The sequence below is a fragment of the Allorhizobium sp. NPDC080224 genome, assembly GCF_050281005.1.
Classification (GTDB): Bacteria; Pseudomonadota; Alphaproteobacteria; order Rhizobiales; family Rhizobiaceae; genus Allorhizobium.
Map to the genome: position 1 here is coordinate 1,693,309 of NZ_JBNNWJ010000001.1, position 16,042 is coordinate 1,709,350.

The window sequence follows — 16,042 nt, forward strand, 5'->3', positions numbered from 1 at the left end:
GGAGACGAACATGGCGGCACGTTGGTACATCGTCCACGCGTATTCAAATTTTGAGAAGAAGGTCGCGGAAGACATCGAGAACAAGGCCAAGCAGAAGGGTCTTGATCATCTCTTCGAAAAGATCCTCGTCCCGACCGAAAAGGTCGTCGAGGTTCGTCGCGGCCGCAAGGTGGATAGCGAACGCAAGTTCTTCCCGGGCTACGTCATGGTGCGGGCGAACCTGACGGACGAAGCCTATCACTTGATCAAGAATACCCCGAAGGTCACGGGCTTCCTTGGTTCCGACAACAAGCCGGTTCCGATTCCGGATTTCGAGGCTGAGCGCATCCTGGGCCAGGTCCAGGAGGGCGTCGAGCGTCCGAAGTCCTCAGTGTCCTTCGAAATCGGCGAACAGGTTCGCGTCTCCGACGGTCCTTTCGCCTCCTTCAACGGGATCGTCCAGGACGTGGACGAGGAGCGTTCGCGCCTCAAGGTCGAGGTTTCGATCTTCGGTCGCGCGACCCCCGTCGAGCTCGAATACGGTCAGGTCGAAAAGGTCTGATCGGAAGAGGGGAGGCAACTCCCCGACCCGCGTGGGAGGATGGCGGTCTCTTAAGCCGGACCGTCCAGACGCACCACGCAACCGCAGCCGCCAACGTGATGTTGGCATACTGGATCGGGAAACCGGTCTGAAATGAAAGGCAGAGAGTAATGGCTAAGAAAGTTGCAGGCCAGCTCAAGCTCCAGGTCAAGGCAGGATCGGCTAACCCGTCCCCGCCGATCGGCCCGGCTCTTGGTCAGCGTGGCATTAACATCATGGAATTCTGCAAGGCGTTCAATGCCGCCACGCAGGAAATGGAAAAGGGTATGCCGATCCCGGTCGTCATCACCTATTACCAGGACAAGTCCTTCACCTTCGCAATGAAGCAGCCGCCGGTCACCTACTGGCTGAAGAAGGAAGCAAAGATCACCTCTGGCTCGAAGACTCCGGGCAAGGGTGCGAAGGTCGGTACGATCACCAAGGCGCAGGTCCGTGCAATTGCCGAAGGCAAGATGAAGGATCTGAACGCCGCCGACATCGAAGGCGCAATGCTGATGGTTGAGGGCTCTGCCCGCTCCATGGGCCTGGAAGTGGTAGGTTGATCATGGCCAAGGTAGCAAAGCGTATTCAGAAGATCCGCGAAGGCGTGGACCCGACCAAGCTGGTCGCCCTCTCCGACGCCATCTCGATGGTCAAGGAACGTGCCGTCGCCAAGTTCGACGAAACGATCGAAATCGCCATGAACCTCGGCGTCGACCCGCGCCACGCAGACCAGATGGTCCGCGGCGTGGTCAACCTGCCGAACGGTACGGGCCGTGACGTTCGCGTCGCCGTCTTCGCACGTGGCGCCAAGGCTGACGAAGCGAAGGCTGCTGGTGCAGACATCGTCGGCGCCGAAGACCTGCTCGAAATCGTCCAGGGCGGCAAGATCGACTTCGATCGCTGCATCGCGACCCCGGACATGATGCCGCTCGTCGGCCGTCTCGGTAAGGTTCTCGGCCCGCGTGGCATGATGCCGAACCCGAAGGTCGGTACGGTGACCATGGACGTCGCTGGTGCCGTCAAGGCTTCCAAGGGCGGTGCCGTCGAGTTCCGCGTCGAGAAGGCTGGTATCGTCCACGCCGGCATCGGCAAGGCTTCCTTCGACGCCAAGGCGCTCGAAGAAAACATCAAGGCCTTCGCTGACGCCGTCATCAAGGCAAAGCCGGCTGGCGCCAAGGGCAACTACGTCAAGCGCGTAGCGATCTCCTCGACCATGGGGCCGGGCGTCAAGATCGATCCGTCGACGGTTGCCGTCTGATCATGAATTCGGCCGGAGTGTCATGCTCCGGTCCACCAAGTTTCCGGCCTTTCGGGGCCGGAAATGTCTGGTTCTAAAGACCAGACACTCCTGTCCGAGATTGTGGGTGGCCTCAGGGCCTTAATGATTGCCCTCATGAGACGGGTAAGATCCGTATTTAAACGTCTGATGACGTCTTGAAGTTCGGTTCGAGCCTTATTCGCCTTATGCCTGGAGGGTGCTCCAAGCAGAGGGGACAGGATCCTCAAGCGTCGCTCGGGGTCCGACATGTTTGGATCCCTTGAGGCAAAGGCAAACCCGGTGGGGCCTGCAGGATTGCGGTCCCATCAACTGGAGACAGACAGTGGAAAGAGCGGAAAAGCGCGAATTTGTCACGGAGCTGAACGAAGTCTTCAAGGCTTCCGGTTCGGTTGTCGTGGCCCACTATGCTGGTGTCACAGTTGCGCAGATGAACGATTTTCGTTCGAAGATGCGCGCTGCTGGCGGCACCGTCAAAGTCGCGAAGAACCGTCTGGCCAAGATCGCTCTTCAGGGCACGGAAGCCGAAGGGATGAGCAATCTCTTCAAGGGTCAGACGCTGATCGCATACAGCGAAGACCCGATCGTGGCTCCCAAGGTCGTCATGGATTTCGCCAAGACCAACGACAAGATCGTTGTGCTCGGTGGTTCCATGGGCTCGACCACGCTGAACGCTGAAGCAGTCAAGTCGCTTGCGACCCTGCCTTCGCTGGACGAACTGCGCGCAAAGCTGCTGGGTATGATTCAGACCCCGGCAACCCGCATCGCAGGCGTTGTACAGGCCCCGGCTTCGCAGCTGGCGCGCGTTTTTGCGGCCTACGCAAAGAAGGACGAAGCCGCTTAAGGCGGTTTTTCGCTGTTCAATATTCAAACCAGTTCGAACCGAACTCTAAAGGACTAGTAAAATGGCTGATCTCGCTAAGATCGTAGAAGACCTCTCCTCGCTGACCGTCCTGGAAGCTGCTGAGCTTTCCAAGATGCTCGAAGAAAAGTGGGGCGTTTCGGCTGCTGCTCCCGTAGCTGTTGCTGCTGCTGGCGGCGGCGCTGCTCCGGCTGCTGCTGAAGAAGAAAAGACCGAATTCGACGTTATCCTCGTTGACGCTGGCGCCAACAAGATCAACGTCATCAAGGAAGTCCGCGGCATCACCGGCCTCGGCCTCAAGGAAGCCAAGGACCTCGTCGAAGGCGCTCCGAAGCCGGTCAAGGAAGCCGTTTCGAAGGCTGAAGCTGCCGACCTCAAGAAGAAGCTTGAAGACGCCGGCGCTAAGGTCGACGTTAAGTAATATCGGAATGCGGCGGGGGAAGTTTCTTCTCCCGCCCGTTTCCTCCGAACATATTACCCAGGAACCGTATGAAAACGGTTCCTGGGTAATGGGTTCTCAAGAGGATGGTCTTGACCCGCGCGCCCGGCAAACCGGCCGGCCGTCCGGATCTCGAGACGAGATTGAACGATCCATTTTTTGACGGAGCCGCCTGGCCAGCGGTCACCGTCTGTTGCAGGCCCGGGTGCAAACTGACAAGGAGCGACGATGGCTCAGACCCTTACCTTTAACGGTCGCAGGCGCGTACGCAAGTTTTTCGGAAAAATTCCAGAAGTCGCAGAAATGCCGAACCTCATTGAGGTTCAGAAGGCATCTTATGACCAGTTCCTCATGGTTGACGAGCCCAAGGGTGGCCGTCCCGACGAGGGGCTGAATGCCGTTTTCAAGTCCGTCTTCCCGATCACCGATTTCTCCGGTGCATCGATGCTGGAATTCGTCTCTTACGAATTCGAGCAGCCGAAGTTCGACGTCGACGAATGCCGTCAGCGCGATCTGACCTATGCCGCACCGCTCAAGGTCACGCTCCGCCTGATCGTGTTCGATATTGACGAGGATACGGGCGCACGCTCGATCAAGGACATCAAGGAACAGTCCGTCTACATGGGCGACATGCCTCTGATGACCAACAACGGTACCTTCATCGTCAACGGTACCGAGCGCGTCATCGTCTCCCAGATGCACCGCTCGCCGGGCGTCTTCTTTGACCATGACAAGGGCAAGTCCCACTCGTCTGGCAAGCTGCTGTTCGCTGCGCGCGTTATCCCCTATCGCGGTTCCTGGCTCGACATCGAGTTCGACGCCAAGGACATCGTGCACGCCCGTATCGACCGTCGCCGCAAGATCCCCGTGACTTCGCTGCTGATGGCGCTTGGCATGGACGGCGAAGAAATCCTGTCGACCTTCTACTCGAAGTCCGTCTATGAGCGTGACGGCAAGGGCTGGCGCTTCCCGTTCAACCCTGAGACCCTCAAGGGTGCGAAGGCGATCTCCGACCTCATCGACGCCGACAGCGGCGAAGTTGTCGTCGAAGGCGGCAAGAAGCTGACCCCGCGCCTGCTGCGTCAGTTGACCGACAAGGGCCTGAAGTTCCTGAAGGCATCGGACGAAGACCTGTTCGGCAACTACCTCGCCGAAGACCTCGTCAACATGTCGACCGGCGAAATCTACATGGAAGCCGGCGCAGAGATCGACGAGAAGACGCTCCCGCAGATTCTCGACTCGGGCTTTGAAGAGATCCCGGTTCTCGGCATCGACCACATCAATGTCGGCGCCTACATCCGCAACACGCTTGCCGCCGACAAGAACGAGAACCGTCAGGACGCTCTGTTCGACATCTACCGCGTCATGCGTCCGGGTGAGCCGCCGACCATGGACTCGGCGGAAGCCATGTTCCAGTCGCTGTTCTTCGACGCCGAGCGTTACGACCTGTCGGCCGTCGGTCGCGTCAAGATGAACATGCGTCTCGACCTCGACTGCCCGGATACCGTCCGCGTTCTGCGCAAGGACGACATCCTAGCCGTGGTCAAGATGCTGGTCGAACTGCGTGATGGCAAGGGCGAGATCGACGACATCGACAACCTCGGCAACCGTCGCGTTCGCTCCGTCGGCGAGCTGATGGAAAACCAGTACCGTCTCGGCCTGCTCCGCATGGAGCGCGCGATCAAGGAACGCATGTCGTCGATCGAAATCGACACCGTCATGCCGCAGGACCTGATCAACGCCAAGCCGGCTGCTGCTGCTGTCCGCGAATTCTTCGGCTCCTCGCAGCTGTCGCAGTTCATGGACCAGGTGAACCCGCTGTCGGAAATCACCCACAAGCGCCGTCTCTCGGCTCTTGGACCGGGTGGTCTGACCCGCGAACGCGCAGGCTTCGAAGTCCGCGACGTTCACCCGACCCACTACGGCCGTATCTGCCCGATTGAAACGCCTGAGGGCCCGAACATCGGTCTGATCAACTCGCTCGCCACCTTCGCACGGGTCAACAAGTACGGCTTCATCGAAAGCCCGTACCGCAAGATCATCGACGGTAAGGTGACGATGGACGTGGTCTATCTGTCGGCAATGGAAGAAGCCAAGTACTACGTGGCCCAGGCCAACTCAGAGCTGACGGCCGATGGCCAGTTCGTCGAAGAGTTCGTCGTTTGCCGTCATGCTGGCGAAGTCATGCTGTCCCCGCGCGACACCATTAACCTGATGGACGTCTCGCCGAAGCAGCTGGTTTCGGTCGCGGCCGCTCTCATTCCGTTCCTCGAAAACGACGACGCCAACCGCGCTCTCATGGGCTCGAACATGCAGCGTCAGGCCGTGCCGCTTCTGCGTGCCGAAGCCCCGTTCGTTGGAACCGGCATGGAGCCGATCGTGGCTCGTGACTCCGGCGCTGCCATCGGCGCCCGTCGCGGCGGCGTGGTCGACCAGGTCGACGCGACCCGTATCGTTATCCGCGCCACGGAAGATCTCGATCCGTCCAAGTCGGGCGTCGACATCTACCGTCTGCAGAAGTTCCAGCGCTCGAACCAGAACACCTGCGTCAACCAGCGCCCGCTGGTGACCGTTGGCGACATCGTCAACAAGGGTGACATCATCGCGGACGGTCCGTCGACCGACCTCGGCGATCTGGCACTTGGCCGTAACGCGCTCGTCGCGTTCATGCCCTGGAACGGCTACAACTATGAGGACTCGATCCTCATGTCGGAGCGCATCGTTTCGGAAGATGTCTTCACCTCGATCCACATCGAGGAATTCGAAGTCATGGCCCGCGACACCAAGCTTGGTCCGGAAGAAATCACGCGCGACATTCCGAACGTTTCGGAAGAAGCGCTGAAGAACCTCGACGAAGCCGGTATCGTCTACATCGGTGCCGAAGTTCAGCCGGGCGACATCCTGGTTGGCAAGATCACGCCGAAGGGCGAAAGCCCGATGACGCCGGAAGAAAAGCTTCTGCGCGCCATCTTCGGTGAAAAGGCCTCCGACGTTCGCGACACCTCCATGCGCATGCCGCCCGGCACGTTTGGTACCGTCGTCGAAGTTCGCGTCTTCAATCGCCACGGCGTTGAGAAGGACGAGCGCGCGATGGCCATCGAGCGCGAGGAAATTGAACGCCTCGCCAAGGACCGTGATGACGAACAGGCGATCCTCGACCGTAACGTCTACGGCCGTCTGATCGACATGCTCCGTGGTCAGGTCTCGATCGCAGGTCCCAAGGGCTTCAAGAAGGGCGTCGAACTCACCAACGCCGTCGTCTCCGAATATCCCCGCTCGCAGTGGTGGATGTTTGCAGTCGAAGACGAAAAGGTGCAGGGCGAACTCGAAGCGCTCCGCGGCCAGTACGACGAATCCAAGTCGCGCCTTGAACAGCGCTTCATGGACAAGGTCGAAAAGGTCCAGCGCGGCGACGAAATGCCTCCGGGCGTCATGAAGATGGTCAAGGTCTTCGTTGCTGTGAAGCGCAAGATCCAGCCAGGCGACAAGATGGCGGGCCGTCACGGCAACAAGGGTGTTGTCTCGCGCATTGTACCGGTCGAGGACATGCCGTTCCTCGAAGATGGCACGCATGTCGACATCGTCTTGAACCCGCTCGGCGTTCCCTCGCGTATGAACGTCGGTCAGATCCTTGAAACCCACCTTGCCTGGGCTTGCGCCGGCATGGGTAAGAAGATCGGTCAGATGCTTGAGGACTATCGCAAGCACCTCGACATCACCGATCTGCGCAAGGAACTGACGGAGATCTACGAGTCGGAAGCGCACGACGAAGTGAAGCACTTCGACGACGACGCACTCGTCAAGCTTGCCGAAGAAGCCAAGCGCGGCGTATCCATCGCCACGCCGGTCTTCGACGGTGCGCATGAAAGCGACGTCTCCGAGATGCTGACGCGTGCAGGTCTCAACCCGTCTGGTCAGTCGACCTTGTATGATGGTCGTACCGGTGAAGCCTTCGACCGTCAGGTCACCGTCGGCTACATGTACATGATCAAGCTGAACCACCTTGTCGACGACAAGATCCACGCCCGCTCGATCGGCCCGTACTCGCTCGTCACCCAGCAGCCGCTCGGTGGTAAGGCGCAGTTCGGCGGTCAGCGCTTCGGGGAAATGGAAGTCTGGGCGCTCGAGGCCTACGGTGCTGCATACACCCTGCAGGAAATGCTCACCGTGAAGTCGGACGACGTGGCCGGCCGTACCAAGGTCTACGAGGCGATCGTCCGTGGCGACGACACCTTCGAGGCCGGTATTCCGGAAAGCTTCAACGTTCTCGTCAAGGAAATGCGCTCTCTCGGCCTTTCCGTCGAACTCGAGAACTCGAAGCTTCTGCCGGAAGACGGCCAGCTGCCCGACGCAGCCGAGTAAGTTTGACAAGGCGTGCGTGGCGTAAGATCGCCGCGCACGCCATTCCCGGCTCGCCCCGAAGGCCAATATCGGGACGGGAAGGGGAGTTTCGCCGCATTTCGCGGTTATTGTCATTTCAGGGTCCGGCGCGGCATCCCGGGAATTCGCCGCCACCGCGACCCAATCGAGGGCTCTCTGCCCCATCAAGGAGACAGGCATGAACCAAGAGGTCATGAACCTTTTCAACCCGACAGTGCCGGCCCAGCACTTCGACTCCATCCGGATCTCGATCGCGAGCCCGGAAAAGATCCTTTCCTGGTCTTACGGCGAGATCAAGAAGCCGGAAACCATCAACTACCGTACGTTCAAGCCCGAGCGTGACGGCCTTTTCTGCGCGCGTATCTTTGGACCGATCAAGGACTACGAATGCCTGTGCGGCAAGTACAAGCGCATGAAGTACAAGGGCATTATCTGCGAAAAGTGCGGCGTCGAAGTTACGCTGTCGCGCGTTCGCCGCGAGCGCATGGGCCACATTGAGCTCGCAGCCCCGGTCGCCCACATCTGGTTCCTGAAGTCGCTGCCGTCGCGCATCTCCACGCTCTTGGACATGACGCTGAAGGATGTCGAGCGCGTTCTCTACTTCGAGAACTACATCGTGACCGAGCCGGGCCTGACCTCGCTCAAGGAAAACCAGCTGCTCTCTGAAGAAGAGTACATGATGGCCGTCGACGAGTTCGGCGAAGACCAGTTCACCGCCATGATCGGCGCTGAAGCCATCTACGAGATGCTGGCCTCGATGAACCTCGAGAAGATCGCTGGCGATCTGCGTGCTGATCTGGCTGAGACCACCTCGGATCTCAAGCAGAAGAAGCTGATGAAGCGCCTGAAGATCGTCGAGAACTTCATGGAATCCGGCAACCGTCCGGAATGGATGATCATGAAGGTCGTTCCGGTCATCCCACCGGATCTGCGCCCGCTGGTTCCGCTGGATGGCGGCCGCTTCGCGACGTCTGACCTGAACGATCTCTATCGTCGCGTCATCAACCGTAACAACCGTCTGAAGCGCCTGATCGAACTGCGCGCGCCTGGCATCATCATCCGCAACGAAAAGCGCATGCTGCAGGAATCTGTAGACGCGCTCTTCGACAACGGCCGTCGCGGCCGCGTCATCACCGGTGCCAACAAGCGTCCGCTGAAGTCGCTGTCCGACATGCTCAAGGGCAAGCAGGGCCGCTTCCGCCAGAACCTGCTCGGCAAGCGCGTCGACTATTCCGGTCGTTCGGTCATCGTGACGGGTCCGGAACTGAAGCTGCACCAGTGCGGCCTGCCGAAGAAGATGGCGCTCGAACTGTTCAAGCCGTTCATCTACGCTCGCCTCGACGCTAAGGGTTACTCCTCGACCGTCAAGCAGGCCAAGAAGCTGGTTGAAAAGGAAAAGCCTGAGGTCTGGGATATCCTCGACGAGGTTATCCGCGAGCATCCGGTGCTCTTGAACCGCGCACCGACGCTGCACCGCCTGGGCATCCAGGCCTTCGAACCGATCCTGGTCGAAGGCAAGGCTATCCAGCTGCACCCGCTCGTCTGCACGGCCTTCAACGCCGACTTCGACGGTGACCAGATGGCCGTTCACGTGCCGCTGTCGCTCGAAGCTCAGCTCGAAGCCCGCGTCCTGATGATGTCGACGAACAACATCCTGCACCCGGCCAACGGTCAGCCGATCATCGTTCCGTCGCAGGACATGGTTCTCGGCCTGTACTATCTGTCGATCCAGAACCAGAACGAGCCGGGCGAAGGCATGGCCTTCTCCGACATGGGCGAACTGCACCACGCTCTGGAAAACAAGGTCGTCACGCTGCACGCCAAGATCCGTGGCCGCTTCAAGACCGTCGACGCCGAGGGCAACCCGGTTTCGAAGATCTATGAAACCACGCCTGGCCGTATGATCATCGGCGAACTTCTGCCGAAGAACGTCAACGTGCCCTTTGACATCTGCAACCAGGAAATGACCAAGAAGAACATCTCCAAGATGATCGACACGGTCTACCGCCATTGCGGCCAGAAGGACACGGTCATCTTCTGCGACCGCATCATGCAGCTCGGCTTCACCCACGCCTGCAAGGCTGGCATTTCGTTCGGCAAGGACGACATGATCATCCCGGAAACCAAGGCGAAGATCGTTGGCGACACCGAAACGCTGGTCAAGGAATACGAGCAGCAGTACAACGACGGCCTAATCACTCAGGGCGAGAAGTACAACAAGGTCGTCGACGCCTGGGGCAAGGCCACTGAAAAGGTCGCCGAAGACATGATGGCCCGCATTAAGGCTGTCGAGTTCGATCCGGAAACCAACCGCCAGAAGCCGATGAACGCCATCTACATGATGTCGCATTCGGGTGCTCGTGGTTCACCGAACCAGATGCGTCAGCTGGGCGGCATGCGTGGCCTCATGGCCAAGCCATCGGGCGAAATCATCGAGACGCCGATCATCTCGAACTTCAAGGAAGGTCTGACCGTTAACGAGTACTTCAACTCGACCCACGGTGCCCGTAAGGGCCTCGCAGACACCGCTCTGAAGACCGCGAACTCCGGTTACCTGACCCGTCGTCTCGTCGACGTGGCCCAGGATTGCATCGTCAACCTCGTGGATTGCGGCACCGACAAGGGCCTCACCATGACAGCGATCGTTGATGCCGGTCAGGTGGTTGCCTCCATCGGTGCCCGCGTTCTCGGTCGCACGGCCCTCGATGATATCGATCATCCTGTTACGGGTGAGCGCATCGTTGATGCCGGCAAGATGATCCTTGAGCCCGATGTCATCGAGATCGAAAAGGCTGGTATCCAGTCGATCCGCATCCGTTCGGCCCTGACCTGCGAAGTTCAGACCGGCGTTTGCTCGATCTGCTACGGCCGCGACCTAGCACGCGGTACGCCCGTCAACATGGGCGAAGCCGTCGGCGTTATCGCCGCACAGTCGATCGGCGAGCCGGGCACCCAGCTCACCATGCGTACCTTCCACTTGGGCGGTACCGCGACCGTGGTCGACCAGTCGTTCCTTGAAGCCTCGTACGAAGGTACGGTTCAGATCAAGAACCGCAACATGCTGCGCAATTCCGATGGCACCCTGATCGCCATGGGCCGCAGCATGGCCGTGATGATCCTCGACGAACGTGGTGTCGAGCGGTCCTCGCAGCGCGTGGCCTATGGTTCGAAGGTCTTCGTTGACGACGGCGACAAGGTGAAGCGCGGCCAGCGTCTGGCCGAGTGGGATCCATACACGCGCCCGATCATGACGGAAGTCGAGGGTATCGTGCATTTCGAGGACGTCGTCGACGGTATCTCGGTGCTCGAAGCCACCGATGAGTCGACCGGCATCACCAAGCGTCAGGTTATCGACTGGCGTTCGACCCCGCGCGGTTCGGACCTGAAGCCTGCCATCGTCATCAAGGATGCCAGCGGCAATGTTCTGAAGGTGGCTCGTGGCGGTGAAGCCCGGTTCCAGCTCTCGGTCGACGCGATCCTGTCCGTCGAGCCTGGTCAGAAGGTTTCCCAGGGTGACGTGCTTGCGCGTTCGCCGCTGGAAAGCGCCAAGACCAAGGACATCACCGGTGGTCTGCCGCGCGTTGCAGAACTGTTCGAAGCCCGTCGTCCGAAGGACCATGCCATCATCGCTGAGATCGATGGTACGATCCGCCTCGGCCGCGACTACAAGAACAAGCGTCGCGTCATCATCGAGCCGGCTGAAGACGGTGTCGAGCCTGTCGAATACCTGATCCCGAAGGGCAAGCCCTTCCACCTTCAGGAAGGCGACTATATCGAAAAGGGTGACTACATCCTCGACGGTAACCCGGCTCCCCACGACATCCTGGCGATCAAGGGCGTCGAGGCACTTGCCTCGTACCTGGTCAACGAAATCCAGGAAGTCTACCGTCTGCAGGGCGTTGTGATCAACGACAAGCACATCGAGGTGATCGTTCGCCAGATGCTTCAGAAGGTCGAGATCACGGACGCTGGCGACAGCCACTACATCGTGGGTGACAACGTCGACCGGATCGAACTCGACGACAACAACGACCGCCTGGTCGAAGAGGGCAAGAAGCCGGCATACGGCGATCCGGTCCTTCTCGGCATCACCAAGGCCTCGCTGCAGACGCCGTCGTTCATCTCGGCCGCATCCTTCCAGGAAACCACCAAGGTTCTCACGGAAGCGGCGATCGCCGGCAAGACCGACACGTTGCAGGGCCTGAAAGAAAACGTCATCGTTGGACGTCTGATCCCGGCCGGTACCGGTGGTACCATGACGCAGATCCGCCGCATTGCCACGTCTCGCGACGACCTCATCCTCGAGGAACGCAAGAAGGGTACCGGCGCAGACGTCGCAACGCCGATGCTGCAGAACCTCGCTGGCGAAAGCGCTCCTGCCGCCGAGTAATCGGGAGCTGGACCGTTCTGAACCGAGAAAGACCGCCCGGAGCCATCTCCGGGCGGTCTTTTCGTTGCGACTCTTAGTGGGGAGGGCGGGCATCTGCCGCGCTTGCGGCTGCCGTCGCCACGAGCATGCGTCTTGAAACACGCAACGAAAAAGGCCGGTCGATGGACCGGCCTCTGGCTCTGCGGCTGTGTGGGTGTAATCTCAGGCGAAACGGATGATCGCGACTTCACCTTCGAGCGCGCCCTGATAGGCTGAGGCATGCGGCTCTTCGTCCGGCGCACCCGTGATCATGCCGATCTGGTCGAGGTCGGCTTCCAGGAAGCCTTCTTCAGAGAGCGCGTTCAGCGTCAGGCGAACGGCTGTGTCGTCGTCAGGGGCGGTCAGCAGGACGTGCAGGTCGATGGGCTCGCCACCTTCGGTCTCATAGGCCTTGGCGATGACGATGAACACCATGGGCTCGTCGCGGTTGTTGTCGTTGTCGGAGTTGATCATGGTGCCGGTCTTCCTGTTGTGGCGGATCGATTCTTGACTTGGCGGCCGATTCGACCACACGGGGCAGGGTGGTTGACCCGCTCTCTGTACCTATCTAGAAGTTTCCCCTCGCAATCCAAGCCAAATCGTCTCGGACATCGGGTTTTCCCGTGTGGAAACGGCCAGACTCCAGGCCGGGCAGGGGGATCCGGGCATTAATTGTCAGATGTGACTTGACGTTAATGGGGGAAAACAGTAGTACCCCGGCCATCGGAGCCCATGTGAGGTAGGCTTTTTCGGGACGCCTCGTCCTGAAGTTCATCTCAAACAGGTCTCCAAACGCACGTTGACGACACAAATGCTGCTCGCACGACGCACTCTTGCAGTGCGTCCTCTGTCTTTTGTGGTCCATCCGCGAAAACGGGTCGGGCCACATTTTGCGCATGAAGAAAACTGTGCGGCCGCCGCCGGAAACGGCAAACCACCAGGGCCTGAAAGGGCTTGAGACTAGATTTTGCAAGGGATGGGTATATGCCTACCGTAAACCAGCTGATCCGCAAGCCGCGTCAGGCACAGGTAAAGCGCAATAAGGTTCCTGCTCTGCAGGAAAACCCGCAGAAGCGTGGCGTTTGCACCCGCGTCTACACAACGACCCCGAAGAAGCCGAATTCGGCTCTCCGTAAGGTTGCCAAGATCCGTCTGACCAATGGCTTCGAAGTCATCGGCTACATTCCGGGTGAAGGCCACAACCTGCAGGAACACTCTGTCGTCATGATCCGTGGCGGCCGCGTAAAGGACTTGCCGGGTGTTCGTTACCACATCATCCGCGGCGTTCTCGATACCCAGGGTGTCAAGAACCGTAAGCAGCGCCGTTCGAAGTACGGTGCGAAGCGTCCGAAGTAAGCTTCGGTCCTTCATTCACAAGACACCGGCGCTGCGCGAGGTTCTCCGCGTGATAAAGCGTCCCTAACCGTTGAGAGACAAATAGTATGTCCCGTCGCCACAGTGCAGAAAAGCGCGAAATCAATCCGGACCCGAAGTTCGGCGATCTCGTCGTCACCAAGTTCATGAACGCCATCATGCTTCACGGCAAGAAGTCGGTTGCTGAAAGCATCGTCTACGGTGCCTTCGACGTCGTTCAGAACAAGTCCAAGCAGGAACCGATTGCCGTCTTCCATCAGGCGCTCGACAACGTCGCGCCGCATGTTGAAGTCCGCTCGCGCCGCGTCGGCGGTGCGACCTATCAGGTCCCGGTCGATGTCCGTCCGGAGCGCCGTCAGGCTCTCGCGATCCGCTGGCTGATCACTGCTGCCCGCAAGCGCAACGAGACCACTATGGTCGATCGCCTTTCCGGCGAGCTGCTCGACGCAGCGAACAACCGCGGTAGCGCCGTCAAGAAGCGCGAAGACACCCACAAGATGGCCGATGCAAACCGCGCCTTCTCGCATTACCGCTGGTAATCAACCGATCGAATATCGAAAGGCAGTCCGTTATGGCTCGCGAATATAAAATCGAAGACTACCGCAACTTCGGCATCATGGCGCACATCGACGCCGGCAAGACCACGACCACCGAGCGTATCCTTTACTACACCGGTAAGTCGCACAAGATCGGCGAAGTTCATGACGGCGCAGCCACCATGGACTGGATGGAGCAGGAGCAGGAGCGTGGCATCACGATCACCTCCGCTGCCACCACGACCTTCTGGAAGGGTCGCGACGGCAAGATGCGCCGCTTCAACATCATCGACACCCCCGGCCACGTCGACTTCACCATCGAAGTCGAGCGTTCGCTGCGCGTGCTCGACGGTGCGGTTGCCCTTCTCGATGCCAACGCAGGCGTAGAGCCGCAGACGGAAACCGTCTGGCGTCAGGCTGAGAAGTACAACGTTCCGCGCATGATCTTCTGCAACAAGATGGACAAGACCGGTGCGGACTTCTACCGCTCGGTCGAGATGATCAAGACCCGTCTTGGCGCCACCGCCGTCGTCATGCAGCTGCCGATCGGCGCCGAAAGCGACTTCAAGGGCGTCGTCGACCTAATCGAGATGAACGCGCTGATCTGGCGCGATGAGTCCCTCGGCGCTGCCTGGGACGTTGTCGAGATCCCGGAAGACCTGAAGGAGAAGGCTGAAGAATATCGCGAAAAGCTGATCGAGACTGTTGTCGAGATCGACGAAGAAGCGATGGAAGCCTATCTGAACGGCGACATGCCGGACAACGACAAGATCCGCGAACTGGTTCGTCGCGGCACGATCGACGTCAAGTTCCACCCGATGTTCTGCGGCACCGCCTTCAAGAACAAGGGCGTTCAGCCGCTGCTCGACGCGGTTGTCGATTACCTGCCGTCGCCGGTCGACATTCCGGCCATCAAGGGCATCGACTTCAAGACCGAAGCCGAAATCGAACGTCATGCAGATGACGCCGAGCCGCTCTCGATGCTGGCGTTCAAGATCATGAACGACCCCTTCGTCGGTTCGCTGACCTTTGCCCGCATCTACTCGGGCAAGCTCGAAAAGGGCTCGTCTGTCATGAACACGGTCAAAGACAAGCGCGAGCGCGTCGGCCGTATGCTGCAGATGCACTCGAACAGCCGTGAAGACATCGAAGAAGCCTTCGCAGGCGACATCGTTGCTCTCGCTGGCCTCAAGGAAACCACCACTGGCGATACGCTCTGCGATCCGCTGAAGCCGGTTATCCTCGAGCGCATGGAATTCCCCGAGCCGGTCATCCAGATCGCGATCGAGCCGAAGTCCAAGGGCGACCAGGAAAAGATGGGCCTCGCGCTCAATCGCCTCGCTGCTGAAGACCCGTCGTTCCGCGTCAAGACCGACCAGGAATCCGGCCAGACGATCATCGCCGGCATGGGCGAGCTTCACCTCGACATTCTCGTTGACCGCATGCGTCGCGAGTTTAAGGTTGAAGCCAACGTCGGTGCGCCGCAGGTTGCTTACCGTGAAACGATCACGCGTCAGCACGAAGAAGACTACACGCACAAGAAGCAGTCCGGTGGTACCGGTCAGTTCGCGCGCGTCAAGCTCGTCTTCGAACCGAACCCGGAAGGCGAAGACTTCAAGTTCGAGTCCAAGATCGTCGGTGGTGCAGTTCCGAAGGAATACATCCCGGGCGTTCAGAAGGGTATCGAAAGCGTTCTGTCGTCTGGTCCGCTCGCCGGCTTCCCGATGCTCGGCGTCAAGGCCACCCTCATCGACGGTGCCTTCCACGACGTCGACTCGTCGGTTCTCGCCTTCGAAATCGCATCGCGTGCCTGCTTCCGTGAAGCAGCCAAGAAGGCTGGCGCACAGTTGCTCGAGCCGATGATGAAGGTCGAAGTGGTAACACCTGAAGATTACGTCGGTGACGTGATCGGTGACCTGAACTCGCGTCGCGGTCAGATCCAGGGCCAGGAACAGCGCGGCATCGCGATCGTGATCAATGCTCACGTCCCGCTCGCCAACATGTTCAAGTACGTCGACAACCTGCGCTCCATGTCGCAGGGCCGCGCACAGTACTCGATGACCTTCGATCACTACGCACCGGTCCCGTCGAACGTTGCTGCTGAAATCCAGGCTAAGTATTCCGGTCAGAAGTGACCGGGATACCCCGACCGTCCAATTGAATTTGTGAATTTCCCCTGACGGGGACCAGAAAATGGAGAGCCGA

Annotated in this window: 11 protein-coding genes; 10 read left to right on the plus strand and 1 reads right to left on the minus strand. The window is 59.5% G+C overall.

The window, feature by feature from the left end; genetic code table 11:
* Window positions 1-10: 10 nt before the first annotated feature.
* The 7 genes from nusG to rpoC all read left to right on the plus strand — a co-directional run bounded on the left by nusG (window position 11) and on the right by rpoC (window position 11,909).
* Window positions 11-541: a transcription termination/antitermination protein NusG gene (nusG, locus tag ACQKP1_RS08470; RefSeq protein ID WP_054149597.1), complete on the plus strand. Its 531-nt coding sequence runs from the start codon at window positions 11-13 to the stop codon at window positions 539-541.
* A gap of 149 nt (window positions 542-690) precedes the next feature.
* Window positions 691-1,122: a 50S ribosomal protein L11 gene (rplK, locus tag ACQKP1_RS08475; RefSeq protein WP_006728786.1), complete on the plus strand. Its 432-nt coding sequence runs from the start codon at window positions 691-693 to the stop codon at window positions 1,120-1,122.
* A 2-nt stretch (window positions 1,123-1,124) separates the two neighbouring features.
* On the plus strand, window positions 1,125-1,820 hold the full coding sequence (rplA, locus tag ACQKP1_RS08480; protein ID WP_006728785.1) for a 50S ribosomal protein L1: 696 nt from the start codon (window positions 1,125-1,127) through the stop codon (window positions 1,818-1,820).
* Between the two features lie 343 nt (window positions 1,821-2,163).
* A complete protein-coding gene (gene rplJ, locus ACQKP1_RS08485; RefSeq protein WP_203015308.1) occupies window positions 2,164-2,682 on the plus strand; it encodes a 50S ribosomal protein L10 in 519 nt (172 codons plus the stop codon).
* A gap of 61 nt (window positions 2,683-2,743) precedes the next feature.
* Window positions 2,744-3,121 (plus strand): 50S ribosomal protein L7/L12, encoded by a 378-nt coding sequence (rplL, locus tag ACQKP1_RS08490; protein WP_203015310.1) that lies wholly within the window; start codon window positions 2,744-2,746, stop codon window positions 3,119-3,121.
* 246 nt (window positions 3,122-3,367) lie between these two features.
* Window positions 3,368-7,501 (plus strand): DNA-directed RNA polymerase subunit beta, encoded by a 4,134-nt coding sequence (gene rpoB, locus ACQKP1_RS08495; protein WP_203015312.1) that lies wholly within the window; start codon window positions 3,368-3,370, stop codon window positions 7,499-7,501.
* Window positions 7,502-7,697: 196 nt separating this feature from the next.
* The gene (rpoC, locus tag ACQKP1_RS08500) at window positions 7,698-11,909 is read left to right on the plus strand and encodes a DNA-directed RNA polymerase subunit beta' (RefSeq protein ID WP_427274927.1); all 4,212 of its coding nucleotides are present in this window, start codon (window positions 7,698-7,700) and stop codon (window positions 11,907-11,909) included.
* Between the two features lie 201 nt (window positions 11,910-12,110).
* Here the strand turns inward: rpoC and ACQKP1_RS08505 are convergent, their stop codons facing one another.
* Window positions 12,111-12,401: a transcriptional regulator gene (locus ACQKP1_RS08505; RefSeq protein WP_427274928.1), complete on the minus strand. Its 291-nt coding sequence runs from the start codon at window positions 12,399-12,401 to the stop codon at window positions 12,111-12,113.
* A 510-nt stretch (window positions 12,402-12,911) separates the two neighbouring features.
* On the opposite strand from ACQKP1_RS08505, the gene rpsL reads away from it, so the two are divergent.
* From rpsL to fusA, 3 genes are all read left to right on the plus strand, one after another.
* On the plus strand, window positions 12,912-13,283 hold the full coding sequence (rpsL, locus tag ACQKP1_RS08510) for a 30S ribosomal protein S12 (protein WP_003507760.1): 372 nt from the start codon (window positions 12,912-12,914) through the stop codon (window positions 13,281-13,283).
* 86 nt (window positions 13,284-13,369) lie between these two features.
* The gene (gene rpsG, locus ACQKP1_RS08515; protein WP_113462470.1) at window positions 13,370-13,840 is read left to right on the plus strand and encodes a 30S ribosomal protein S7; all 471 of its coding nucleotides are present in this window, start codon (window positions 13,370-13,372) and stop codon (window positions 13,838-13,840) included.
* Window positions 13,841-13,872: 32 nt separating this feature from the next.
* Window positions 13,873-15,972, plus strand: coding sequence for an elongation factor G (gene fusA, locus ACQKP1_RS08520; RefSeq protein ID WP_427274929.1), 2,100 nt, complete (start codon window positions 13,873-13,875; stop codon window positions 15,970-15,972).
* The last annotated feature ends 70 nt before the right edge of the window (window positions 15,973-16,042 follow it).

Excerpts from the sequence above, each read along its gene's own strand:
- rplL (WP_203015310.1), top strand. The coding sequence starts at position 2,744 with ATGGCTGATCTCGCTAAGATCGTAGAAGACCTCTCCTCGCTGACCGTC.
- rpsL (WP_003507760.1), top strand. The coding sequence starts at position 12,912 with ATGCCTACCGTAAACCAGCTGATCCGCAAGCCGCGTCAGGCACAGGTA.
- rplK (WP_006728786.1), top strand. The coding sequence starts at position 691 with ATGGCTAAGAAAGTTGCAGGCCAGCTCAAGCTCCAGGTCAAGGCAGGA.
- rpsG (WP_113462470.1), top strand. The coding sequence starts at position 13,370 with ATGTCCCGTCGCCACAGTGCAGAAAAGCGCGAAATCAATCCGGACCCG.
- nusG (WP_054149597.1), top strand. The coding sequence starts at position 11 with ATGGCGGCACGTTGGTACATCGTCCACGCGTATTCAAATTTTGAGAAG.
- fusA (WP_427274929.1), top strand. The coding sequence starts at position 13,873 with ATGGCTCGCGAATATAAAATCGAAGACTACCGCAACTTCGGCATCATG.
- ACQKP1_RS08505 (WP_427274928.1), bottom strand. The coding sequence starts at position 12,401 with ATGATCAACTCCGACAACGACAACAACCGCGACGAGCCCATGGTGTTC.
- rplA (WP_006728785.1), top strand. The coding sequence starts at position 1,125 with ATGGCCAAGGTAGCAAAGCGTATTCAGAAGATCCGCGAAGGCGTGGAC.
- rpoB (WP_203015312.1), top strand. The coding sequence starts at position 3,368 with ATGGCTCAGACCCTTACCTTTAACGGTCGCAGGCGCGTACGCAAGTTT.
- rpoC (WP_427274927.1), top strand. The coding sequence starts at position 7,698 with ATGAACCAAGAGGTCATGAACCTTTTCAACCCGACAGTGCCGGCCCAG.